This window comes from Thiomicrospira microaerophila, assembly GCF_000934765.1.
In the GTDB taxonomy this organism is placed as follows: Bacteria; Pseudomonadota; Gammaproteobacteria; order Thiomicrospirales; family Thiomicrospiraceae; genus Thiomicrospira; species Thiomicrospira microaerophila.
In genome coordinates this window covers 27,042-50,379 of the sequence record NZ_JYNN01000022.1, presented here as the reverse complement: position 1 = coordinate 50,379, position 23,338 = coordinate 27,042, and the positions used below count along the sequence as shown (strand labels likewise).

Sequence of the window (23,338 nt, the reverse complement as noted above, 5' to 3'; positions counted from 1 at the left end):
CTAGGAGCCTGTCGGACTAAACCGGTCGAAGCGAAAAAAAGTCTGGTTTGAGTCAGTTTTTGTTCAATTCCGAGGAGAATAGCTAGCTATTTGACGAGGAAGTGGACAAAAAATGGCCAAATCCAGCTTTTTTGCAGCCGATTGGCTTTAGTCCGACAGGCTCCTAGGATCATGGCGATATTCTAAAAACAGCGGTTGCTCCAAATTAACGAACAAAATATTCGCTGGATTTAGGCCTTCATCAATTAAATGTTTAATCGCCATCTTCGCCAAGGTACTTTTTCCACAACGCCGAATACCGCTAATGGTTACCACCTGCTTTAACGGCAAATAGCTAACTAATTTGCTAAAGGCTTGACGATAAGCATAAGCCTTAGGTAACTGCGTCCAATGCAGATTTTGTTCAACTAACAATTCCCTCATACATACTTCCGTAAATTACAACACTATTAAGAAGTATACTTCCTAAAAAACTAAAGGTAAATTAAAAACCTACAGCACAAACACAACCATAGAAATAAGAAATCTTGAATCAGTACACCTCTTTACGATGGGCGATGCGAATTAGCGTAATCAGCAACAAATCATTTTCTCGCAAATAAACTATACGATAATCACCCGCACACTTACGAAACTTACCTTGATGCCTGCCTTTTAACGGCAATACGCACTTGCGCTTGCTTATCAAGCTTCAAGAACTCTTTTTCTGCCTGTTTTTCAAACACGACTTAATACATTCAAGCCCGCATTTTTAAACACATCCTCCATTGAAACCACCGTTGACTGTCCTGATTTCAGGGCATCAATGCGTTTATCAGCCAGCATCTCATCAAGCGTATCGACGTAAGTGCTTACCGCTTTCTCAATCAAATAAGTGCGCGAGCGCTCCAACTCTTCTGCATAACCGTCCAACTCAGAGAGCAGGTTAACATCCATACGAATATTTATTGCTTTTTTCATTTCACCAACCTTGTAGATACATGTATTGACACCATTATACACAGGCTACAACAGTGCCAAAACGAGATTTAACGCATCAACTGGGGTGTAAAACGGTATTGGGCTTCAACACCTGTTTTGATGCTTAGGGCTTCAGCTAGCTCATCAAACACCTCATCCGACAGGGTTTGGCTACTAACCACATTCAGCTTGACGCTCGGTGTGCTTGCCCACTGGACATCGACGCTTTCCAAGCGAATGGCTGTATCATTAATAACCAACTCCATGCCTTCTAAGCTATTGGTTAAACTGCTTTTTTGATCCATTTGCCAAAACGCAAACGCCAATGGAATCGCCAACAATCCCACAATCAAGGTCGACGCACCAAAGCCCTTCTTGGCACGCGCAAAACTGGTATAACCCATCACCCAAAAGGTGATCGCCGCGCCCGCGGCAATACCAAATAAGTTGGTAATAAATAATAAAAACGAACCATAAATTACCGACCAGTCCATCCAGCCCAACCCGATACCCGTCACGGCTAATGGCGGCACCAGCGCCACCGCAATTGCCACGCCTGCTAGGGTTTTAGCCACTTCCGATTTGGCATAGGCATAAGCACCCGCAATCCCAGACACCACCGCCACGCCCAGATCCAGCAGCGTTGGATTAAGTCGTCCCGCAATCTCATTCGTGACATATTGAATATCCACTATCCAAGTCGCAACCATCGCACTCATCAAAGCTAAAAACAAACCAATCAACAGGGTTTTGATCGATGAAACCGTTAAACCCCCTTCACCCCGCGCCATCCCCATGGCCAAAGATACAATCGGCGCCATCAAAGGAGCCAAAATCATCGCACCAATCACCACCGAGGTCGAATTCGCCATCAAACCAAACGTCGCCAACAAAGTAGATAACACCATCAACACCATATAGGGCGAAGTGGTCAGGGCGCTTTGGCGCAGCTCTACAAAAACATGCTTATAATCTTCTTCATGCGCTTGGTCAAACAAAGGCAGTGGCTTACCAACCTTTTCAATCGCATCGGCATCACGAGGCAAGCCTTGTACTTTAAACACCTCCTTATGGGTTTTGCGCGTGGTGTCGTCATCGGCCAGCAAGCGCCCAGGTATCAGATGAATCGCCTGTTCACGCACATCTAATTTAATCTCTTGCGCCTGATGTGGCTGATTATCGATAAAAAACTCAACGTCTCGCTGCGCCTTAATGCGCAAACTATTTGACTGCACCAAACCAAAGGTATCTGCCAGTAGCGTCAATTGGCGCTGACCTAATACATAGGATTTGAACCAATGCCAACCATAGCCCATTAAGGAATTAGGTGCAAAAATTACCGCATTCATTCGACCATCATTAAAGTTAAAATTCGTTTCTAGCCCACGTGTAATCGCCGCCGAACTGGAATGGGGCTCTACCCAAATACTCAGAGCCGCGGTATTAATCGATTGTTTTTTTCCGGTTTTTATTTTAAACAACTGCGGCGTTGAGCGCTTTACCGCTTGATAGGTTTCTTTCCAGTCTAACCAGGCCTGCTTCCAAAACGGGGCATCTTGCTTGTCATCCATAGCACGAGCGCCTAACTTTTCACCCAGCACCACACTCGCCAACACAATTTGACCATTACACATCAGCAAATCAGCTTTGACCACCTTGGTTTTATCCACGCCATCGGCCACCGCCTCTTTTAACTTGCGGGTTATACCAAAAAAGCTTTGCGCGTTTTTATTGTTATCATTTGGCAGCAACGCCAGCGGAACGCTACTTCCCATTTTGGGCAAGTATTTAAATAACTCAACCACCTGCTCATCCGACAAATCGAGCCAATAGCGGCGTGCTTCAGGCAAACAGTGTTCAATCTCCATGCCCTCAGCACAACTAAAAAATTCAACATCCAACCCCTGCGCGGTTAATAACTCGCGCACCGCCTGTTTTCGCTCTTCAGATTGCGCTGGATCAATCAGCACCAAATCTTTAGGTAAAGGCTTTACCTGCTCAATGCTCTGCGCCACTACTTGATCAATTTCTTGTTCAGATATCATTCAACTTATCTCTTAATTCATTGTAAAAAGGCCTTTTGGGCCGTCTAATTTTGCGAAGGTTTTTATCAAGTCGCAAACGCCTATATAATAGCGCAACACCGCTATTTTTATAAAAGGATTTACTATGCCAACCCAAGATTCTATTCAACGTTTTCTGTTTAAAGATCACGCCATACGTGGACAACGCCTCCTGCTCAACCAGGCCTGGTTGTCTATGCTCAAAGATCGCCATTATCCAACGCCATTGCAACAGCTGTTAGGCGAGCTAACCGCCTTTAATGTGCTACTGGCAAACGGCATTAAACACCAAGGAAAAATCACGCTACAAGTGCAAGGCCAAGGCCCGGTCAACCTATTGGTTGTAGAAGTAAACCATCAACTCAAACTCAAAGGCATGGCAAAAACCAACCAACCGATTACCGACCAAAACGACGCGGATGCCCTATTAGGCGAGGGGCAAATTTTACTGTCATTGGAAAACACCCAAACCGACCACATCTACCAATCTTATGTCAGCCGCGAAGGTGAACAGCTGGTTGGCTCACTGGAACACTTTCTATCGCAATCAGAACAACTGGATACTCGGCTTTGGATCAGCGTAAATGACCAAGCGGTAGGCGCCTTGTATTTACAAAAAATGCCCGATATCGAAACCAGTGACGCCGATGCCTGGGATCGTATCCAACACCTCGCCTCAACCCTAAAAGATGAAGAACTGCTTGAGCTAGACAATGAAACCCTGCTAACACGCCTGTTTCACGAAGAAGTGGTCGAAGTATTTGAAGCCAAACCCTTGGCCTATGAATGCAACCAAGACCGTGAACGAGTTGCTACCATGCTTAAATCACTCGGTGAGGAAGAAGCCCGCACGCTACTTCAAGAACAAGGGGAAATTGTCGTGTTTAATGAAATGTGTAACTACCACGAGCGCTTTAACAGCGAAGACCTAGATAATCTATTTGGCACCCAGTAATTTAACCCGGATAGTTGGCTTTCGTCGTCATCCTGCGCGAAGTCGCAGGATCCAAATGGCTCGGACTTTGAGAGATTGCCGCGTCGCTCCGCTCCTCGCAATGACTGGCTTTTTTCTTAAGTTGTAGCCGTGTAGCAATAAATAAATTTTATTGGCAGATTATAGAAAAATTATGTAATTTAAAGTTTGGTTTTGTTGACAGTGAAAATGAAAGCGTTAAACTATGTATCAAGATGGTACAGCCAATGGGATAGCTACCTAACTGGAACTGGACACAGTTGATTTATGATGCTCAAGCACTAAGACTAAACGCTCATAAGTAGACGCGTCAATGCGCTTAGTAATGGTCGCCTGATAGAGTTCGCACAGCACATGATGCAAGTGTTCATATCGATCTTGGTTGATGGTGTTAATCTGCTTGTCAATGTTTTCGGTTTGCTGATGCGGCTGGTCTAACCAAAACTTAGGCAAGCAAAAACAATGCTCAATATGGCGCGCAAGTTTTTCTCCAATATTACGTGTTGGATTCAAACCGATGATGCGACTTACTTGGGTAGGCGAACGCTCAATTCTCTCTGAGAAAAGTGTTTTGTTGCCAATAAAATTAACCAAGAGTTGCGCGTTGTGAAGACGTATGTCGTAAATGCTATTCATATCGGCCTAATAATAACCATGCGCACCGCAAAAGTATATGACCAATTGGTGCAAACAAGGAAAAAATAATGTTTGAGCTTGCCTACACCAGCCGCGCTAGTGAAATGATGGCACCTAACCAACTTGAAGAATTGCTGGCTGAAGCGATTGAATTTAACACATCACATGATATAACAGGCCTGCTACTCTACAACGATGGTATTTTCTTTCAAGTCCTTGAAGGTGAAGAATACGCCGTCAGAAACTTGTTTGCCAACATAAAAAAAGATTTCCGGCATTATGATGTGCGCACTATCTATGAACAATCACTCGTGCAACGCCACTTTAAAGACTGGTCAATGCGGTTTTACAATGTTTCGCCAGATCAACGCCAACAGGGGCACAGTGACATTATTCATACCAAGCTCAATGAAACCGAAAACTGGGTGATGCCCAGCACAGCCATGGTTTTAGTTGATGCGTTCCAACACTTATAAATACACAAGATAATTAAGGTAAACATCATGGATGCAGAAGACCAGCCTCAGCCCATAAAATACAATGGATTTGTTGTCGCAATCGGTGCCTCGGCAGGCGGTTTAGAAGCGCTTGAAAACTTCTTTTCAACCTGCCCGACTGATAGCGGTTTGCCTTTTATTGTTATCCAACATCTCTCCCCCGACCATAAAAGCATGATGGCTGAATTGCTTGGTCGCTACACGTCGATGCCGATTAAACTGGTAAAAGAAGGGATGCCGATCGAGCCGAGCCATGTCTATTTAATTCCAGCGGGCACGATCATGCGTGTGGTGGCGGGTCATTTTGTACTCACTCAAAAACAACCTCATGTATTAAGCCTACCCATCGATATTTTTTTTACCTCACTTGCCGAAGAATACGGTGAAAAATCCATTGGTGTGATCTTATCAGGCACCGGCTCTGACGGCACACGTGGCAGTTATATGATTAACGAGGCGGGGGGATTTTTATTAGCTCAAGACCCCCAAGAGGCCAAATTTAACGGCATGCCCAATAGCGCAATTGCCACCGGGCTGATTGACGACATTTTACCTGCTAACCAGTTGGCCGAGGGCCTGTTAGGTTACATACAAAACCCACAAAAAACTAAAGACAACAATGCAGATAAACTCAAAATTGAGTTGGATAACAATGAACCCCTTAATCTTATTTTTCATTATTTGATTCAAACCGCTGGGGTTGACTTCAATGAATACAAGCAAGCAACTGTGCTGCGTCGCATTGAACGTCGCATGCAAGTTAAGCATATTCAGAGCCATAAAGACTATGCACAACTCTTAGAAACAGATCGAGCAGAGCTAGCCAATTTACGCCGTGAGTTATTTATTCCTGTCACCAGCTTTTTTAGAGACAGCGCTGCATTTGAAGACCTGCAAAATATTGCGATTGAGGAAATTGTCAAGAAAAGTGAATCGGGTGGCAGTATTCGAGTCTGGTCAGCCGGCGTATCCAGTGGCGAAGAAGTCTATTCGATTGCCATGTTGTTTTTTGAAGCCTTTGAAAAGGTGCGCCGCTGGCCTAACCTTAAAATATTTGCCACCGACGTCAACCCACAAGCAATTGAACTGGCTTCTGCGGGTCACTACCCTGACTCGATTGCCGCTGAAGTCAGTGCTGAACGCTTAGCTCACTTTTTTACTAAGGCCGGTAGTGAATATGTGATTAAACCCGAGTTGCGACAAGCGGTGGTGTTTGCTAAACACAACCTACTCGCCGACCCACCCTTTACCCGGATGGACTTGGTAACCTGCCGCAATACCTTGATTTATTTTAAAACCGAACCTCAGAATCGTGCATTACAGCGCTTACAATATGCCACCAAACCGAATGGATTTTTGTTTTTGGGTTCAAGTGAATCCATCAGCAGCATTGCCAAGGGTTTTGACACAATTCATGCGAAAAGCAAACTCTTTAAACGCAACTTTGTAAGCTTGCCGCTACTCGACTTAGAGGGGCGACATACTAGCATCACGAAATACACCCCCCGCGCTAAAAAACATCCCATTAAACTGAGTGCGCAAGAAACCGCTGAAGTAGCACTGCTAGATGAAACTAGCCACCAACTGATTGATGCTTATTCACCGCCCGGTTTTCTAGTCAACGACCATCAAGAAGTGATTCATCTATATGGAGATGTTAGACCTTTTTATCGGCTGCGTGCGGGTGCCGCTAGCATGGAAATTAGTCGCATTCTGCCCGATGAGTTAATTTCTGTCGTGTCAGCCTTACTATATAAATCCCTAAAAGATCAAAAAGTGCTGTTTTCTGACCAGGTTAAGCTCAGACAGGAACGAGACACCTATACATTTATCCGTGTGTGTGTTCGACCAATTATTCGATTTGAGGATGAAAAGTTTGCGCTGGTCTTATTTGAGCCCATTAATAACGAACGCGACACAACGCTGGATGAAACCATTAACCTTGATGATGAAACGGCTGCTCGCATTGACGTGCTACAGCAAGAACTAGGTGCGACCCGCGAAAGCTTGCAAGCGACAATTGAAGAACTGGAAACATCAAATGAAGAACTGCAAGCCACTAATGAGGAGCTAATGGCCTCGAACGAAGAACTTCAAAGTTCTAATGAAGAGTTACAATCGGTTAATGAAGAACTCAATACCGTCAACGCCGAGTACCAAGAAAAAGTAATGCGACTTAATCAACTGAATGCCGATTTGGATACCATGGCGAAGGCCGTGGGTGTGGCGACTATTTTTGTTGATCATAAACTCAATGTAAGCCGCTTTAGTCCTGATGCGGTGGGGTTATTTAAATTGCGCGATGCTGACATTGGTCGCCCTTTAAGCGACTTGCAGCATAGTTTTGACAATGAACACCTGATTGAGTATTTTGAGCAAACCTTAAAAACCACTCGTCCCTTTGAAACCGACTTGATTCACCAAAACAAAAAGAGCTATTTACTGCGCATCCTACCCTACCAAATTCCCTCAAGCAATCATCATGGTGCCGTGGCGAGTTTTATTGATGTTACAGCGCTCAATGACGGTAAGCGCTTGCAAGCGATTATTGATGCACTACCTGAACAAATTGCGGTACTATCGGATGAGGGAGAGATTAAATTGATCAACCAGGCCTGGTTGGCTTTTGCCACAATCAACAACAACCCTAATCCTCTAGGAACAGATTATCTTGCAGCCTGCGAAGCCCGCCTAGACACAGATGATTCCACAGCAGAACGCGCATATTTAGGGATAAAATCTGTACTGGAAGGCTCGAAAAATAACTTTAGTCTAGTTTATCCCTCCACAACAGCCACTGAGCAACCTTGGTTTGTCATGAATGTTCAACAAATCGAACATCAACCTGGCTATTCAGCGCTAGTTAGCTATGCCCCATTAAGCTCACCTCACCCACAACAGGATAAAGAAAGCTAGCCATGGATCAACAAGAGAAACTACGCTTGCGTCAGCAAGCACAACAGTTATTAAAAAATCAACCGGATCTAGCTGAAACTGAAACTCTCTCTCATCAAGACCTCAAACATCTTGTCGAAGAAATGCAAATCTATCTGGCTGAACTTGAGGTCCAAAACCAACAGCTGCAAGAAACCCAGCTCAAACTTGATCATCAAGAAGTTCAATATAAAAAACTGTTTGAGCACTTGCCCATTCCAGCGCTGCTACTCAATCAATCGGGCATTATTATTGAGAACAATGAACAGGCCGAATTATTTTTTGCTCATCGCACAACTCGTCACCTAAGAAACCATTCAATTTTTCGTTTTTTAAGTGATACAAATAGTCAATGGTTGCTTAACCGGCTTAACGACCTGCACTTAACCGATGTCCTCTCCGCCAGTTTTGAATGTCAGATACAGGGGGAATCTATTCCAGTCAAGGTTAGCCTAATGCCGATTAAGCAGTCACTGGATCAATTTGCCCAGCGTCACTTTATCGTTACTTTTATCGATTTAACCGACCAATACTTACGCCAAAAAGAATGGCGCATTTTTCAAGGCGTACTTGATCATAGCTCAGTGTTAATTTATGCATTTGATCGTGATGGCCGTTGTTTGCTTGCTAATCAAAAGTTTGCTGAATTCTTTGGTTTTAAATCGCCCGGTGAAACAATGGGACTTAAACGCGAAGAATTAATGTCACTACGTGATGCCAATGCGCATTTTCAACATGACCTTGATGTACTAACCAAAAAAAAACCTATTCAATTTAAAGAAGACGTTTTTAAAAACGGCCAACTCTACTATCTGCTAACCGACAAGTTTCCTTTGCTAGGTTCACACAATGAGGTGATGGCTGTAGGTGGCATCACCTATGATATTAGTGAGCAAACTGAACAAGAAAAACAATTGGCGCTATCAAACGAGATTTTCACTAAAGGGCAAGATGGGATTATTGTCTGTGATCCAGATGGGCTTATCTTATCAGTTAACCATGCCTTTGAAGAAATCACTGGCTATGCTCAACAAGACTGTCTAAAGAAAAACCCACGGTTTTTATCATCAGGTCGTCATGACAAGTCATTTTATGAAAATTTCTGGTATTGCTTGGTTAAACAAGGGTTTTGGCGTGGCGAAATTTGGAACAAACGTAAATCTGGTGAGATTTATCCACAACAACTCTCGGTATCATCAATTAAAGACACCCAGGGAAACCTAATCAACTATCTTGGTGTTTTTAACGATATTACTGATAAAAAACGAGCCGAAGAAGAAGTCATGCATTTGGCTTTTTATGACCCTCTTACCGGCGTAGCCAACCGACTATTACTTCGAGAGCGCACCGAACAATTGATCGCCAGTGCACAGCGAAATCCGAATAGCTTTAGCCTGATGTTTATTGATTTAGATCATTTTAAGGACGTCAATGATGTGCACGGGCATGACGTAGGTGACGCCCTACTTAAAGACGTCACCCAGCGAATTAATGCCCTCATTCGTCCGCAAGACACTCTGGCTCGCATAGGTGGTGATGAGTTTGCAGTACTCTTTCCTCGGCTCACACCACAAAACAGTTTAGAGTTAGGTGAGCGTTTAGTCTCAACCTTGGCTGAGCCCTATATAATTAAAAATCAACACCTACATATTTCAGCTTCTATTGGCATCGCATTATTTCCAGATGATGCACAAGATTACAAAACCCTTCTCAAGCATGCGGATCTAGCCATGTATCATGCCAAGCACCAAGGCCGCAATAGTGTTTATCTATTTAAAAACGAACTCGAAACTGAGTTGACCCGTTCGGTCAATATCGAAACCGAATTACGTTATGCGATTGAATTAAATCAATTCCACCTTGTTTTTCAACCTCAGTACTCAATTAAACATCAATCCTATTTATGCATGGAAGCCCTCATTCGCTGGTCCCACCCAAAGATGGGCATTGTTTCACCCAATATTTTTATACCCCTTGCTGAGCGCTCAGACTTTATAATGGATATCACGGATTGGGTACTTAACAATGCGCTAATGGCGTTAGATCATCTGCGAAAAAAAGGAATTCATCTTAATTTATCCGTCAACATCTCTGCGCGCGAACTGATACGTTCAGACTTTGTAGAGCGCATCAGAAAACATCTTGCCGCCTTCCCTGAAATCGCCCCCGAACAGCTTGAATTGGAAATCACTGAGCGGATTGCAATGGAGCAACCTACTAAAATACTACTTATATTTCACTCACTTAGACTATTGGGCGTAGGCTTAACGCTTGATGACTTTGGTACGGGTTACTCGTCGCTCAATTATCTAAAAAAATACCCACTTCAGACCCTCAAAATTGACAAATCATTTGTGGACGACATAGGTATTGATAGAGAGGATGAAGCTGTCTGTAAAGCGATTATTTCCCTCGCGAAAGCCATCGGCTATCAAACCGTCGCCGAAGGGGTTGAAACGCAACAACAAGCCGAATTTTTAGAGCAGCAAGGCTGTGATTTAATCCAGGGCTACTACTATTCGAAACCCCTAACCGAAGAAGATCTGATCAACCTATTGAGTAGAAATAATGAAAGTATAAGTATTCAATAAACTTACGATGATATAAAAACAACAAGGCAAAAACACTAACAACTTAATCAATTATAATTTTTATACAATACAACAATTAACTACAAACACTTATAAGTTTCTTGCATATTAAGCGCTAAGCGCGTAACATTGAAACTGTAAGGCACTCTTTTCCTTACAGTTATCAAGGGTTAAACATGAAACATTCTTCAATTATTCCAAGTGATGCCGCCCTATTACAGGATTTATTTGCCAGCGGACCGCTTATGGTATTTGAGTGGCAAGCGAGCGATGGTTGGCCGGTAAAGTATGTCTCACCGAATATTCAACAGATTCTGGGCTATTCACCCGCGTCTTTGATGTCTGGTGAATTGGCGTTTGCCGCTATTGTTCATCCTGATGACTTAGAAAAATTAGCCAAAGAAGTGACTCAGTTTTCAGCCGAAAAACGACCCTTTTGGGAACAGCATTACCGCCTCATTGATGCACAGGGAAAAACGCATTGGGTTTACGATTACACTCGCCCAATTTACAATCAACAGGGCGAACTTGAAACCATTTTGGGTTACCTAATCAATCAAAATGACGCTGACTATAATCATCAGCGTTTCAATAATCTAATCCAAAACTTTCCAGGCATGGTGTATGAATTTACCCTGTCACCCGATGGCAAGATGGCTTTTAGTTATGTCAGCCCTGGCGTTGTTGATTTATTTGAGCTGACGCCTGCCGAGCTTGAGAATAATGCCGATCTGCTGTTTGAGCGTTTTTCTCCCGCTGACCAGGTCACACTGAAACAGAAAATTAAACACTCCGCCCTAACACTGACCCCTTGGTCAGACGAGACCCAAATAACACTACCTAGTGGCAAGCGACGCTGGCTCTACAAGCAATCCCAAGTTTTTCAACACAGAGACGCTAGTGTGGTTTGGTATGGTTTTGTCACTGACATCACTGAAAAAAAGCAATTGGAACTGGCTTTAACAAAATCCCAAAACAACATGAAACTGGCTCAACAGCTCGCTAAAATGGGGAGCTGGGAACTGGACTTGGTTGCCAACACACTCTATTGGTCTGATGAGGTGTTCAACATTTTTAGACTTGACCCGCAATGCTATCAACCCAGTTACGAGACCTTTTTAAACCTGATTCACCCTGATGACAAGGAAGCGGTAAATCATGCCTATCAACAATCGGTTACCAGCAAACGTGCCTACCAAATAGATTACCGCTTGTTGTTTGCCGATGGCAAAATCAAATGGGTGCAAGAACGCGCTCAACATCAGCTTAATGAGCAAGGCGAGGTCATTAAATCAATCGGCACAGTGCAGGACATTAGCGAGCAAAAACAATTTGAAACTCAAAGCCGTATTACAGAAGAGATTTTTAAACAAGGCCATGACGGCTTAATGATTTGCGACACCAACGCCCGCATTGTTACCGTCAACCATGCATTTGAGGAACTCACCGGCTACTCGGCGAAAGATGTCCTGTACAAAAACCCTCGTTTTCTTCAGTCCGGGCGCCATGACAAGGCGTTTTACAAAAGCTTTTGGGACAGCCTGCTTAACAAAGGCCATTGGCGCGGTGAAATGTGGAACAAAACAAAATCTGGCACATTCTATCCACAAGAACTGTCGGTGTCAGCAATCAAGGATTCGCAGGGTAATACAATCAATTACCTGGGCATATTCCACGAAATCAGCGAACAGAAACAAGCTGAAGAACAAATGATGCGCTTGGCATTTTATGATTCATTAACCGGCGTGGCTAACCGACTATTACTTCGTGAGCGCTGTGAGCAGTTAATTAGCCGAGCTGAGCGCGCTACCACTCAATTTAGTGTGATGTTTATCGACTTGGATCATTTTAAAGACATTAATGACACACACGGCCATGATATCGGCGATCTTTTGCTTATCGAGGCCAGCCAGCGCATCCAACAGTTGATTCGCCAACAAGATACCTTGGCGCGAATGGGTGGCGATGAATTTGCAGTTTTATTTCCACTGCTTGGTGCTGATGATAGCCTTGAGCTTGCTAAGCGACTGGTGAAACGCCTTGCTGAACCTTATCTAATTGATGGTTTAGTTTTAAGCATCTCTGCATCGATGGGCGTAACCATTTTCCCTAACGACGCACAAGATTACAAAACCCTACTCAAGCACGCAGACCTGGCGATGTACCAAGCTAAAAACAACGGCCGCAACAACGTGGTAATGTACAACCTAGGCTTGAAACTCTAAACTCACAACCCACGTTGTACCTCACTACCAAAAACGCTCCTCGCAATGACAGTTTATTTCTTAATTTAATGGCCGTGGCGCACAGCGTGGGAACGAGAAACGAAGTGTTATATGTTAAGTGCACTAGGAAGCCTGTCGGACTAAACCCGATGTTTAGCTAATTAAATATGCGGGATACGTGAAGCTAATAAATTAGTTCAACAATACAGCTTTAACTGAAAGCATTTTACTGGCCTATCTTCAATAACATCTGTCTTGTGGTGATTAACTCTTGCTCAATGGTTTCCGACAGCCGGGCTACGTGGGTATCAAAGGTACTCATCGCACCATTGACAATAAGACCCTCCATATAAACCAACTTGTTTCCCAACTCCTCAAGGCCAACGGCGTAGGAACTGCTTTTGAGGGTGTGAATAGCACTACGCATTTTATCTTTTTTAGCTAACTGCTTTAGAAGCATTTGGCTATCGCGCTCATAGTGAGCAAGCATCTTAAGATAATCCTCTTCACCCATTAAATCTATTTTTGCCTGTAGTATGGATGGCGTCATTAATAATAACCTTCAATTTCTGATAGTAGGTTGATAATTCTACTCGGTTTGGTTGAAAAAAGACAAAAGATATTGACCCGTAAATGACAGCTTCTTGGTTTTAGCCCAGCGAGGCTCCGCGAGCCTGCAAATTTATCAAACGGCTTGGTCGCGAGTAAAGACCCAGTCTTTGTCATTTGATAACTCTGGCGAAAACTGGTAACCCGCGTAATCAAAATACTTTAAATCTTCGACCTGTTCAATCTTTTTGTCTATCGCATAGCGCACCATCAGGCCGCGCGCTTTTTTGGCGTAAAAGCTAACGATTTTGTATTGACCGGATTTGAGGTCTTTAAAAATCGGCGTTATTACATCGCTGTTGAGTTTTTTTGGCTTCACCGCTTTAAAATATTCATTAGACGCTAAGTTCACAATCGGCTTACCGGCTTGGGCTAATGTTTGATTAAGATTATTCGTAATCTGTTCGCCCCAAAAGGCATACAAGTCCTTGCCCAGCGAATTGGCAAACTTAGTACCCATCTCCAAACGATAAGGGCGCATTAAATCCATTGGGCGCAACAAGCCATACAAGCCTGATAAAATCCTCAAATGGGTTTGTGCATAGTTTAAGCCTTCCTCGTCCAGCGTGCTCGCCTCTAACCCTTGATACACATCACCTTTAAACATCATCAAGGCTTGTTTCGACACACCATCCTTTTCAGTTGGTTTCAACCAGGCCTGGTTACGCTCAAAGTTGAGTTGCGCTAAATCATCACTAATGTGCATTAAGGCACTTAAATCAGCCGGTGCTAGCTCAATGAGTTGCGCCATCAGGGTTTGGGCTTGGTGAGTAAAATCACATTCGCTGATCGGCAAACTGGGGTTTCGAGCTGTTTCGTCTAGGGACTTAGCGGGCGAAATTAACATTAACATGGTTTAAAAACTCCTCTAATAAAGCAAAACGCCCGGCTAACCGGGCGTTTTAACACATTCTTTACATTCTTTATCAAGCTTAGGCTTTAGGTGCCATACCTTGCGCTTCTAGGAAATGACGTAATGCCATAATATCATCTTTATTTTCAATGTCATGACCATGATGCGGGGTGTGAATCACGACTTCAGCGCCGTTCATCACAATTTTTGCACGCCCGTGATGGCTGGTATCAACCGTTGCACCAAAATGCTCTAACGCATGGGTCAGTTTTTTCCAATCGACATTCGCGGCAATCGGGTGGGCAAAAATCTTTTCAATCATTGCATCGTGTTTGTGGCTCATTTTTATCTCCAGTTGGTGGTTAATAACTTTGTTTTTTCTTTACAAATATTATAGCACTCACAATAGGCGCTGAGCTTAAGTTTTGCATAGCGAAGCGACTCAGGCTAAAATCAACGCTTATCTATCTGTAAGAGACCCTTCATGAGCAAACGTAAACTCAGCGACCAACAAAGCCGCCGCGTCAACCTAAAACGCCAAAAAAGTGACGCACCTTCTAGCATGGATTTACAACCAGGCCTGGTTATTACCAACTTCGGAAAGCGGCTATTAGTTGAATCCGAACAAGGTGAAATTATTAGCTGCGCCATACGCCAACATTTAGGCAAGCTCGTCGCGGGGGATCGTGTTTTCTGGCAACCAGACATTGAACTTGGCACAGGTATCGTCAGCGAAAATCTCGCCCGCCATAGCGCGCTATCACGCCCAGGATTTCGAGGGCAAACCCGAATGGTGGCGGCCAATATTGATATTATTGGCATTGTTGCACCCATTGAGCCAGGTATTCACCCGGATATGATTGATAGATACTTGGTGGCTGCCGCACAATTAAATTTACCCTGCGCACTCATCATCAACAAAACTGACCTACTCACCACGGATGAAGACTGGGAAGCCCTAGCAGAAACCTTACTACCCTATGACGAACTTGGAATTGAGATTATTCCGGTATCCAGTCAAATCGAAGATGGCTTAGAGGAACTAGAAGACTTTTTAAGCGATAAAACCTCGGTTTTGGTCGGCCCCTCTGGCGCGGGTAAATCCTCACTGATTAATGCCTTGATACCTGATTTAGACATTCGCACCAGCCGCCTTTCAGAAGCAACGGGGCTGGGTGTTCACACCACCACCAACAGCATTCTGTATCATCTACCCAAAGGCGGTGACATTATCGATTCACCCGGTGTACGTCAGTTTAGCCCAGCGCCCTGCAGTTTGAGCGAGCTAGAAGGCTATTATGCCGATTTCGAACCTTTTCTAGGTCAATGTAAATTTAATAACTGTACCCACACCATTGAACCTGACTGCGCCATTAAACAAGCGGTTGAACAAGAAGCCATCGCTGAAAGCCGCTTTCAAAGCTTTCAGCGCTTACTCGCCGAGTTCAAAGCGAACACCACCAAGCCTTCGAACAGCTAGGCGCCTACCAGATTAGGCAACCAAAAACACAGACACCAGATAGAGCAGAACGGTCGTCGCTCCAATCACCCCTAGCCAAAACAAGAACACCCAAGCCAGCGGCTTGGGGTTGTTAATCCATTTCAACACATACCAACTGGCAAAGGTCGCCAGCATAATAATTAACCAAATCTTAACAATTGCCATATTAGCCGCCTCTTTTATAATTTCTATCTATTTTAACCGATAATCAATCCATTAATTCGGCATCAAAAAATGAATTTAAAGAATCAAATTATTAATTCACTAACCCTTGCCATAAAAATATTTGATGGCATTTTTAGCGGATTTACCCGGTTATGCGACTAGCTTAACTTGACTCGACCCCATGTATCAGGTCTAATAACTCTCAGGGATTACCCTCTATTTTTTATCGTGCTTTTAGGAGAGTGCTAAAATGAAAAAAATGATGATGGCTGCCGCGGCAGCGGGCTTAATGACTTTTGGTATGGCCGCTCACGCGGGTAATGTTGCTGCAGGTCAAGCGGCTTACTCAACCTGTATGGGTTGTCACGGCATGCAAGGTCAAGGTGGCGTTGGTCCGTCTGTTAAAGGGCGTGACGCGGGTGAACTAGCGGCATTACTAAAGCGCTACCGTGCTGGTGAGCAAGTAGGTCCAATGACAGGTATGATGGCTGGCTTTGCGACAGGTTTGTCTGACGCTGACATTGACAACCTATCCGCCTATATGGCTCAGATGTAATTTTGCAATTACATTGAAAAAAACCGCCTAACGGCGGTTTTTTTATTTAAAGCCCTACGTTATAGACTATAATCAAATTTGGCTTTTTAACGGAGACACCAAAAATGAAAAAAACAATTCTTGCGGCTGTCGCATTTAGCTTATTTAGTTCGGCTAGCTTTGCGATGCAACCACCCGCTAAAGCAAACACCTGTATTGGGTGCCATGGTGCCGATGGCAATAGTCTCGTACCTAACTTTCCAAAAATTGCAGGACAGCATGCCGCTTACCTTGAAAAAGCACTCAAAGATTACCGCGATGGCTTTCGTCGTGATGAATCTATGGCGGCATTTGCACGTGGGTTATCTGATCAAGAAATTAAAGACCTCGCTAAATTTTACTCACTACAAACCCCAAAATAATAACGCGTAACTTAACCTTCAACGGGTAAACTCCCCGCCTTAAACCGACGGGAAGAGCACCCATTATTCACTACAAAAAAACCACCCGATCTGGTAATAGAGCGGGTGGTTTTTTTGTATCGCTCGTTAGCGGGTTTTAAGCGCTTTTTGCTTGGTCTGCAAACTGCTCCCTTAATACCATCGCCGCTTTCACCATATTGCTGAGCGCGGGTTCGGTTTCTGCCCAACCACGAGTTTTGAGGCCACAGTCCGGGTTAACCCATAGGCGTTCTGCCGGAATTAGCTGGGCGGCTTTTTCGATGAGGCGCACCATCTGCTCCACGGTCGGAATATTGGGCGAGTGAATGTCGTAGACACCCGGGCCGATTTCATTCGGGTATTCAAAATCGACGAAAGCATCTAGCAACTTCATATTCGACTTGGAGGTTTCAATCGTAATCACATCCGCATCCATTGCCGCCACCGCGTCAATAATGTCATTGAACTCGGAATAACACATGTGGGTATGAATCTGGGTGTCGTTTTGCACGCCCGATGTGGTCATGCGGAAACTGTTCACCGCCCAGCGTAAATAGTCTGCCCAGTCGGATTTTTTAATTGGCAGCCCTTCGCGCAACGCCGCTTCATCAATCTGAATCATGTGGATTCCAGCCTGCTCCAAATCCAGCACTTCGTCACGTAACGCTAACGCAATCTGGTTACAGGTGGTTTCACGCGGCTGATCATTGCGCACAAACGACCATTGCAACATGGTCACCGCACCGGTCAGCATCCCTTTCATAATCTTGTCGGTTTGACTTTGCGCATACTGCGACCAGCTGACGGTCATCGGCTTAGGGCGCGAGACGTCACCAAAAATAATCGGCGGTTTGACGCAACGCGAACCATAAGACTGCACCCAACCAAACTGGGTAAAGGCATAACCGTCCAACTGTTCACCAAAGTATTCCACCATGTCATTGCGCTCCGGCTCGCCGTGCACCAACACATCAATTCCCATGCGTTCCTGGCGTTCACACACATCGCGGATTTCGGCTTGCATCGCTTCGACATATTGCGTTTCAGTCAGCTCGCCATTTTTAAATTGACGGCGCGCTTGGCGGATTTCTTGGGTTTGCGGAAAGGAACCTATCGTGGTGGTCGGGAATAAGGGTAAATTGAATTTGCCCTTTTGCAGTTTTGCACGTTCGCTATAAGGCACAGGGCGATCCAATGCAATCTGATCCAACTGTGCCAAACGCGCTTGTACTTGCGCATTGTGAATCAACTTAGAGGATTGCTTGGCGGCAATCGCTTGTGCATTCGCTTGCAACGCCTGTTGATCCGCCTGGCCGTTTAACGCATCCGCCAATAACTTCACTTCCGCCAATTTCTGCTTGGCAAACGCCAGATAGGTTTTCAGCTCAGGATTCAGCTTTTCTTCGACCTCCAAATTCACCGGCACATGCAATAACGAACAACTTGGTGCGATCCAAAGTTGGTCACCAAATTTGTTTTTCGCCACTTTTAGCGACGCAATCGCGGCATTCAAATCTGTTTTCCAAATATTACGCCCATCAACCAAGCCCAGCGACAAGACTTTCTCTGCCGGATACTGCTCAATCAAATCTTTTAACTGCTTTTCACCACGCAAGCCATCGTAATGCAGGCCGGCTACTGGCAAATTGCAAGCAAGCACTAAGTTGTCGCCCAGGGTTTCAAAATAGGTCGCTAATAATAATTTAACCGGTGTTTGCGCAAGTTCTGTATAGGCTTGATTAAACGCATTCTGCCACTCCGTGCTTAACTCCAAGCCCAAAATCGGCTCATCGATTTGCACCCAGTTAATCCCTAAATCGGCCAGCTTTTGCAGCACTTGTTGATACACCGCCAACAAACTCGGCAAACGGCTGAGTTTTGGAATCGCATTTGATACGTTTTCTGCCAGATACAGATAGGTCACCGGCCCCACTAACACCGGCTTAAAGTCGATATTAGTACCATCGCTTTTTAACGCCAAGGCTTCCGCCACTTCGTCAAATAAGCGTGTGTCGGTGATTTTAAACTCGGTGTCGTCATAGAGTTCCGGCACTATATAGTGATAGTTGGTGTCGAACCACTTTTTCATTGCTCCGGCGTATCCGGCTTTTGATTTATTTTGCTCGTGGCCATGCCCCGCACAGCAGGCCTGGTCGTCAGACGGCGCCCGACCACGTGCCATCCGAAACGCCACCTCGACATCGAAGTTCTCTTGACGAAATCGTTTCGGGATCACACCCAGTAAGGTGCTCATATTCAGCACTTGATCGTAATAGGCAAAATCGTTCAGCGGAATCAACTCAATGCCGGCGGCAATCTGGGTTTGAACGTTTTGGTAGCGAAGTCCCCGCGCCTGCTTTTCTAAATCAGCCAGCGTTTTTTCGCCCTTCCAATAGGCCTCAAGCGTAAATTTCAATTCGCGTTTGTCGCCAATACGCGGATACCCTAAATTGTGAATCGTCATACTATTTTCCTTTTGATTACAGATACCGCAATGCGGCGTTAATTAAGATCGAAAAGAATGATAGAATGCCAGCAACATGAAAACAAACGAATTAAATTCAGGATAACTTGAATTTAATTAATAGACGATTTTATGCTTTACCTGAACAGACTTTGATTCTGGAACGGAAGTGAAGGCAAAGCATAAAGCTAGGCGCCAGTCGAACTAAACCGGTCGAAGTGAAAAAAGTCTGGGTTAAGCCCAATAGGTGCTTAGAAAATCACCTACAACTGGAAAACACCTTAACTTTACGTTAGTATCTGCGACCTGAGGCTAACTATGCGGTTAATGCTAATGCTGAATTTTAAAAGATAATGTTACACTCACAAGCCACTTTATTGCCAGGAAACTACACCATGAGCCGTCATTTAGAAATTGCTAAAAATGTATTTGAAATTGAGGCTGCCGCCATTGATAACTTAATTATGCTATTAGACGAGCATTTTGAGTTGGCGGTAGATGCGATTTTAAAGTCTACCGGACGTGTGGTCGTCTGTGGCATGGGTAAGTCAGGATTGATTGGTAAAAAAATCGTCGCTACCTTTGCTAGCACCGGTACGCCTAGTTTTTTTATGCATCCGGGCGAAGCGTTTCACGGTGATTTAGGTATGGTATCTCCCGATGATGTGTTTATCGCACTGTCTAATTCGGGTGAAACGGAGGAGCTGATTCGGCTATTACCATTTTTAAAGGACAATGGTAATGCAATTATTGCGATGAGTGGCAATCCGGTGTCTACGCTGGCGAAAAACGCCGATTATCATTTAAACATCGCGGTACCCAAAGAAGCCTGCCCCTTGCAGCTCGCGCCGACATCCTCGACCACCGCCACTCTCGTTATGGGCGATGCCTTGGCGATAGCCTTAATGCAAGCGCGGGGCTTTCAGCCGCATGACTTTGCACGTTTTCACCCTGGTGGCAGTTTAGGGCGTAAACTGCTCACTCGCGTCAAAGATGAAATGGTATCCGAGCGCTTACCGATTGTCGCGCCTAACGCGCCGATGATTGAGGTGATTCACAGCATGACCGAAGGGCGGCTTGGACTCTGTATTGTCGGCGATGGGCAAGGCATTATTACTGATGGCGATTTGCGTCGCCAGCTTGAAATCAATGCTGGCCAGTTAATGACACTTCAAGCACAGGACATTATGACACCAACCCCCCGTACCATTGATGCTAACGCTAAACTCACTGAAGCCGAAACCTTAATGAATCAGCATAAAATTACCTCTCTGCTGGTTACATCTGAAAACCGTTTAGTGGGGATAATCCAAATCTACAACCTTGCGGTTTAAGGCTTAATTCGTTAGGATTGTTATTTTTTCATCAACATCAAGGAGCGTTATGCGTTTAGTTATTGGTTTAAGCGGTTTGTTAATCAGCCATTCTGCACTGGCGATTGTCAATATTGAAAACCTTCGGATGGATGAGAGCCAAGCCGGGTTTTCAACCAGCACTACGCTGTCGGTCAGCGGCAAACGCGGCAATACGGATGAGGATATTTATGGCTTAACCGGTGGCATGCAATATATTGGTGAGGACACGGCGGTACGCAACTTATTTCTTTATGATTTAAAAAACTCGCAATCGAACGGTACCCCCTATTCCGAGTCTTATTTTGTACATTATCGACACACCCGCCAACTCAATACGCATTGGGCTTGGGAAAAGTTTATTCAGCACCAAAGCGAACCCTTGAGTGATAAGCGTGAGCGTAATTTAATCGGCACCAATGCGCGTTATCGTTTAACCACGTCACCGTTTAATGGTCATGCGGGTGTGGGTTTAATGTATGAACAGCGCTCGGTTAAACCCAACAACCAGCTAACGGAGGACAAAGGCGTTAGATTCAACTTGTATCTGGATTCAAAGTACAAACTGAGCGAAAACACCGATTGGAAGATCAGCCTCTATGCCCAACCCAAAGTCGATGCTATCGCTGATTTGCGCTCTGTGGCCAGCACAGGTTTAACTACACGCATTAACCAGCGTTTTGCATTTACCTTTGATTTAGCTTACAGCCACGACGCCAAGCCGCTTACAGCGCAAAAATCCTATGACCTGAATTACAAAACAGGGATTAACCTGCGGTTTTAAGCCACTAGTCCGACCAGGCCTCGCCATTTAAAGGCGCCGGGTTCAGCGCGGCATTGCCGCCTAAGTCCAAGGCAAGGTTGTAGGTTTGGTTAGGATTAAAGGTGAGCGTACCGGTTCCTGTTCGTCCTTTAATTTTAATACGCCCAGCAATCGGATGATTAAGCCGTTGTTCTAGATCATCGGCGGTTACCACTCTTGAGCCGGCATCAACGGTCGTGGAAATTTCTACCCAACCATAGCTGGGATGATAAATTTTTCCATTATAAATCGCGCCAGTATCCGTAAAGGTGACCACAAAATCTTCATAGCGATACTCATCTGGCGGCATGTTTCGCTTAACAACGACATCTTCATAGTTGTAGGTTCGTCGGTTGTCAGCTCTCGACACACGCAATTTTCCACCAACTGATAAATCATAGTGCGCGCGCATTCGCTTCTGATAGCTTAAATACTCAACCACAAACAAATCTTCATTACCAGTAAACACCTGCTGACCAAACTCGGCTGAATGGGTGTTCCAAAGTAAAGTGGGGTTACAATAATTATCAAAATTTAGGGTATTGACACCTTGCTGATTGTCATTTATCGCCTGGCTTCTACTTAAAAGCCCATCACAGGTTCCGTCTAACCCTGCCATGTCATCCGCCACAGGGTTAGTGCCTTCGGCATGCCAGAAAGTAAACAGTGGCTGATGACGATGATGCAACTCAAATCCTCTCGCAAAAGCGCGTAAAGCAACCATATCATTTAACTGTGCTTGAGTTAATCGGCCATTGGGTGAATAAGTGACACCATAATCCACTACTACAACCGGCGGTGGATAAACCTCGGGCATCGGTTCCCAAGTTTTATTTTCTAACTTTGGATTATCAAGGGGGTTACCCCCTAGGTCCAGCTCAATGTTATAGGTTTGGTCTGGGTTAAAGGTTAAAAAACCTTCACCATCGCGGCCCTTGATAAAAATACGGCCATCTATCGGGTGGTTTAGTCTTTGGTCAGGATTCTCTGCCGTTAACACTCTATCGTCCAGCACGGCCCCTGTTGATACCTCAACCCAGCCGTGCGCAGGATGGTATATCTTGCCATTATAAATAGCGCGACCATTATCAAACGTTACCTTAAAATCCACATAGCGATATTCATTGCTCGGGCTATCCTGCTTAACCACTAGATCTTCATAATTGTATGTCAATTGGCCTTGTTCTTCCGATACGCGCACCGCCCCACCGATGGATAGCTTATAAAATGCGTTCATGTCTTTTTGGTAATCAAAATATTCGACTAAAAACAAATCGTCATTGCCGCTATACACTTGGCGCCCGGACTCCTCAGAGTGGGTATTCCACAAGAGCGTGGGGTTACAATAGCGCTCAAACGCTAAGCTATTAATAAACTGTGTTTGCGCTTCGTTGGCCTCACTGCCTTGAGTCAATCGCCCCTGACAGGTGCCGGATAGAGAAGGCATTTCATCTGCGGGTCGCAAACTTATCGCCGCTTGATGCCAAAAGGTAAAGATGGGTTGATGGCGGTGGTGGAACTCGAAGGCTTTTGCAAAATCATGCAACTGCTCAAGATGATCTAAGCGTGCTTGGGTTAAGCGCCCCGTGGGAGAATAGGTCACACCATAATCCACCTCATCTGAAGGCGGCGTAAAGGTTGTTTTTGTTGTGTCCAAGCAGGCGGTAAGCGTTAGCATTAACGCCAACAACAACCCAAAAGACATGCTCAGTTTCATCCTAGTTGCTTCCTAATAATT

At 44.7% G+C, this 23,338-nt stretch carries 21 protein-coding genes; 10 read left to right on the top strand and 11 right to left on the bottom strand.

The annotated features are described in order from the left end of the window. Positions 1 to 147 precede the first annotated feature (147 nt). The 4 genes from NA59_RS08550 to NA59_RS08540 form a co-directional block, all read right to left on the bottom strand. On the bottom strand, positions 148 to 423 hold the full coding sequence (locus tag NA59_RS08550) for an AAA family ATPase (protein ID WP_044410986.1): 276 nt from the start codon (positions 421 to 423) through the stop codon (positions 148 to 150). 109 nt (positions 424 to 532) lie between these two features. Beyond that, entirely contained in the window at positions 533 to 664 is a 132-nt protein-coding gene (locus NA59_RS15810) for a type II toxin-antitoxin system RelE family toxin (protein ID WP_198401079.1), read from the bottom strand. A gap of 53 nt (positions 665 to 717) precedes the next feature. Further along, positions 718 to 960: a ribbon-helix-helix protein, CopG family gene (locus NA59_RS08545; protein WP_044410984.1), complete on the bottom strand. Its 243-nt coding sequence runs from the start codon at positions 958 to 960 to the stop codon at positions 718 to 720. 68 nt (positions 961 to 1,028) lie between these two features. Then, the gene (locus tag NA59_RS08540; RefSeq protein WP_052501561.1) at positions 1,029 to 3,005 is read right to left on the bottom strand and encodes a TIGR00341 family protein; all 1,977 of its coding nucleotides are present in this window, start codon (positions 3,003 to 3,005) and stop codon (positions 1,029 to 1,031) included. A 124-nt stretch (positions 3,006 to 3,129) separates the two neighbouring features. Here NA59_RS08540 and hslO point away from each other — a divergent pair, with 124 nt between their 5' ends. Continuing rightward, complete coding sequence (hslO, locus tag NA59_RS08535) at positions 3,130 to 3,978, top strand: Hsp33 family molecular chaperone HslO (RefSeq protein WP_044410982.1); 849 nt, start codon at positions 3,130 to 3,132, stop codon at positions 3,976 to 3,978. Positions 3,979 to 4,236: 258 nt separating this feature from the next. On the opposite strand, the gene NA59_RS15390 is transcribed toward hslO, so the two are convergent. After that, positions 4,237 to 4,632, bottom strand: coding sequence for a hypothetical protein (locus tag NA59_RS15390; protein WP_052501560.1), 396 nt, complete (start codon positions 4,630 to 4,632; stop codon positions 4,237 to 4,239). Between the two features lie 68 nt (positions 4,633 to 4,700). Between NA59_RS15390 and NA59_RS08525 the strand changes: the two genes are divergently transcribed. The 4 genes from NA59_RS08525 to NA59_RS08510 all read left to right on the top strand — a co-directional run bounded on the left by NA59_RS08525 (position 4,701) and on the right by NA59_RS08510 (position 12,879). Then, positions 4,701 to 5,108 (top strand): BLUF domain-containing protein, encoded by a 408-nt coding sequence (locus tag NA59_RS08525; RefSeq protein ID WP_044410981.1) that lies wholly within the window; start codon positions 4,701 to 4,703, stop codon positions 5,106 to 5,108. Positions 5,109 to 5,135: 27 nt separating this feature from the next. Beyond that, a complete protein-coding gene (locus NA59_RS08520) occupies positions 5,136 to 8,045 on the top strand; it encodes a chemotaxis protein CheB (RefSeq protein ID WP_044410980.1) in 2,910 nt (969 codons plus the stop codon). A 2-nt stretch (positions 8,046 to 8,047) separates the two neighbouring features. Next, positions 8,048 to 10,654 (top strand): sensor domain-containing protein, encoded by a 2,607-nt coding sequence (locus NA59_RS14345; RefSeq protein WP_052501559.1) that lies wholly within the window; start codon positions 8,048 to 8,050, stop codon positions 10,652 to 10,654. 176 nt (positions 10,655 to 10,830) lie between these two features. After that, entirely contained in the window at positions 10,831 to 12,879 is a 2,049-nt protein-coding gene (locus tag NA59_RS08510; RefSeq protein WP_044410978.1) for a sensor domain-containing protein, read from the top strand. A gap of 226 nt (positions 12,880 to 13,105) precedes the next feature. Here the strand turns inward: NA59_RS08510 and NA59_RS08505 are convergent, their stop codons facing one another. The 3 genes from NA59_RS08505 to NA59_RS08495 form a co-directional block, all read right to left on the bottom strand. Further along, complete coding sequence (locus NA59_RS08505; RefSeq protein WP_044410976.1) at positions 13,106 to 13,429, bottom strand: Hpt domain-containing protein; 324 nt, start codon at positions 13,427 to 13,429, stop codon at positions 13,106 to 13,108. A 135-nt stretch (positions 13,430 to 13,564) separates the two neighbouring features. Continuing rightward, the gene (yaaA, locus tag NA59_RS08500; RefSeq protein WP_044410974.1) at positions 13,565 to 14,341 is read right to left on the bottom strand and encodes a peroxide stress protein YaaA; all 777 of its coding nucleotides are present in this window, start codon (positions 14,339 to 14,341) and stop codon (positions 13,565 to 13,567) included. A 79-nt stretch (positions 14,342 to 14,420) separates the two neighbouring features. Beyond that, positions 14,421 to 14,684 carry a hypothetical protein gene (locus NA59_RS08495; RefSeq protein ID WP_044410971.1) on the bottom strand — a complete coding sequence of 88 codons (264 nt, stop codon included), beginning with the start codon at positions 14,682 to 14,684 and terminating at the stop codon, positions 14,421 to 14,423. A gap of 141 nt (positions 14,685 to 14,825) precedes the next feature. Here NA59_RS08495 and rsgA point away from each other — a divergent pair, with 141 nt between their 5' ends. Beyond that, complete coding sequence (gene rsgA / locus NA59_RS08490) at positions 14,826 to 15,821, top strand: ribosome small subunit-dependent GTPase A (RefSeq protein ID WP_044410968.1); 996 nt, start codon at positions 14,826 to 14,828, stop codon at positions 15,819 to 15,821. Between the two features lie 12 nt (positions 15,822 to 15,833). On the opposite strand, the gene NA59_RS15385 is transcribed toward rsgA, so the two are convergent. After that, positions 15,834 to 16,007: a hypothetical protein gene (locus NA59_RS15385; protein WP_198401078.1), complete on the bottom strand. Its 174-nt coding sequence runs from the start codon at positions 16,005 to 16,007 to the stop codon at positions 15,834 to 15,836. A gap of 250 nt (positions 16,008 to 16,257) precedes the next feature. On the opposite strand from NA59_RS15385, the gene NA59_RS08485 reads away from it, so the two are divergent. Together NA59_RS08485 and NA59_RS08480 are read left to right on the top strand one after the other, a co-directional pair. Next, a complete protein-coding gene (locus NA59_RS08485; protein ID WP_044410966.1) occupies positions 16,258 to 16,563 on the top strand; it encodes a c-type cytochrome in 306 nt (101 codons plus the stop codon). 104 nt (positions 16,564 to 16,667) lie between these two features. Continuing rightward, positions 16,668 to 16,964 carry a c-type cytochrome gene (locus NA59_RS08480; RefSeq protein ID WP_044410963.1) on the top strand — a complete coding sequence of 99 codons (297 nt, stop codon included), beginning with the start codon at positions 16,668 to 16,670 and terminating at the stop codon, positions 16,962 to 16,964. Between the two features lie 136 nt (positions 16,965 to 17,100). Here NA59_RS08480 and metE read toward each other — a convergent pair whose 3' ends face one another. Next, the gene (metE, locus tag NA59_RS08475) at positions 17,101 to 19,446 is read right to left on the bottom strand and encodes a 5-methyltetrahydropteroyltriglutamate--homocysteine S-methyltransferase (RefSeq protein WP_044410961.1); all 2,346 of its coding nucleotides are present in this window, start codon (positions 19,444 to 19,446) and stop codon (positions 17,101 to 17,103) included. A 395-nt stretch (positions 19,447 to 19,841) separates the two neighbouring features. Between metE and NA59_RS08470 the strand changes: the two genes are divergently transcribed. Beyond that, the gene (locus NA59_RS08470; RefSeq protein ID WP_044410960.1) at positions 19,842 to 20,780 is read left to right on the top strand and encodes a KpsF/GutQ family sugar-phosphate isomerase; all 939 of its coding nucleotides are present in this window, start codon (positions 19,842 to 19,844) and stop codon (positions 20,778 to 20,780) included. A gap of 49 nt (positions 20,781 to 20,829) precedes the next feature. After that, the gene (locus NA59_RS08465; RefSeq protein WP_044410958.1) at positions 20,830 to 21,582 is read left to right on the top strand and encodes a DUF481 domain-containing protein; all 753 of its coding nucleotides are present in this window, start codon (positions 20,830 to 20,832) and stop codon (positions 21,580 to 21,582) included. Between the two features lie 4 nt (positions 21,583 to 21,586). Here NA59_RS08465 and NA59_RS08460 read toward each other — a convergent pair whose 3' ends face one another. Beyond that, the gene (locus NA59_RS08460; protein ID WP_044410957.1) at positions 21,587 to 23,317 is read right to left on the bottom strand and encodes a hypothetical protein; all 1,731 of its coding nucleotides are present in this window, start codon (positions 23,315 to 23,317) and stop codon (positions 21,587 to 21,589) included. Positions 23,318 to 23,338 lie beyond the last annotated feature (21 nt).

What these genes read in the sequence shown, in the direction of transcription:
- metE (WP_044410961.1), bottom strand. Translation starts at nt 19,446, where the DNA reads ATGACGATTCACAATTTAGGGTATCCGCGTATTGGCGACAAACGCGAA.
- NA59_RS08520 (WP_044410980.1), top strand. Translation starts at nt 5,136, where the DNA reads ATGGATGCAGAAGACCAGCCTCAGCCCATAAAATACAATGGATTTGTT.
- yaaA (WP_044410974.1), bottom strand. Translation starts at nt 14,341, where the DNA reads ATGTTAATGTTAATTTCGCCCGCTAAGTCCCTAGACGAAACAGCTCGA.
- NA59_RS08470 (WP_044410960.1), top strand. Translation starts at nt 19,842, where the DNA reads ATGAGCCGTCATTTAGAAATTGCTAAAAATGTATTTGAAATTGAGGCT.
- NA59_RS08505 (WP_044410976.1), bottom strand. Translation starts at nt 13,429, where the DNA reads ATGACGCCATCCATACTACAGGCAAAAATAGATTTAATGGGTGAAGAG.
- NA59_RS14345 (WP_052501559.1), top strand. Translation starts at nt 8,048, where the DNA reads ATGGATCAACAAGAGAAACTACGCTTGCGTCAGCAAGCACAACAGTTA.
- NA59_RS08510 (WP_044410978.1), top strand. Translation starts at nt 10,831, where the DNA reads ATGAAACATTCTTCAATTATTCCAAGTGATGCCGCCCTATTACAGGAT.
- NA59_RS08525 (WP_044410981.1), top strand. Translation starts at nt 4,701, where the DNA reads ATGTTTGAGCTTGCCTACACCAGCCGCGCTAGTGAAATGATGGCACCT.
- NA59_RS15390 (WP_052501560.1), bottom strand. Translation starts at nt 4,632, where the DNA reads ATGAATAGCATTTACGACATACGTCTTCACAACGCGCAACTCTTGGTT.
- NA59_RS08550 (WP_044410986.1), bottom strand. Translation starts at nt 423, where the DNA reads ATGAGGGAATTGTTAGTTGAACAAAATCTGCATTGGACGCAGTTACCT.
- NA59_RS08485 (WP_044410966.1), top strand. Translation starts at nt 16,258, where the DNA reads ATGAAAAAAATGATGATGGCTGCCGCGGCAGCGGGCTTAATGACTTTT.
- hslO (WP_044410982.1), top strand. Translation starts at nt 3,130, where the DNA reads ATGCCAACCCAAGATTCTATTCAACGTTTTCTGTTTAAAGATCACGCC.
- NA59_RS08460 (WP_044410957.1), bottom strand. Translation starts at nt 23,317, where the DNA reads ATGAAACTGAGCATGTCTTTTGGGTTGTTGTTGGCGTTAATGCTAACG.
- NA59_RS08480 (WP_044410963.1), top strand. Translation starts at nt 16,668, where the DNA reads ATGAAAAAAACAATTCTTGCGGCTGTCGCATTTAGCTTATTTAGTTCG.
- NA59_RS08540 (WP_052501561.1), bottom strand. Translation starts at nt 3,005, where the DNA reads ATGATATCTGAACAAGAAATTGATCAAGTAGTGGCGCAGAGCATTGAG.
- NA59_RS08495 (WP_044410971.1), bottom strand. Translation starts at nt 14,684, where the DNA reads ATGAGCCACAAACACGATGCAATGATTGAAAAGATTTTTGCCCACCCG.
- NA59_RS08545 (WP_044410984.1), bottom strand. Translation starts at nt 960, where the DNA reads ATGAAAAAAGCAATAAATATTCGTATGGATGTTAACCTGCTCTCTGAG.
- NA59_RS15385 (WP_198401078.1), bottom strand. Translation starts at nt 16,007, where the DNA reads ATGGCAATTGTTAAGATTTGGTTAATTATTATGCTGGCGACCTTTGCC.
- rsgA (WP_044410968.1), top strand. Translation starts at nt 14,826, where the DNA reads ATGAGCAAACGTAAACTCAGCGACCAACAAAGCCGCCGCGTCAACCTA.
- NA59_RS08465 (WP_044410958.1), top strand. Translation starts at nt 20,830, where the DNA reads ATGCGTTTAGTTATTGGTTTAAGCGGTTTGTTAATCAGCCATTCTGCA.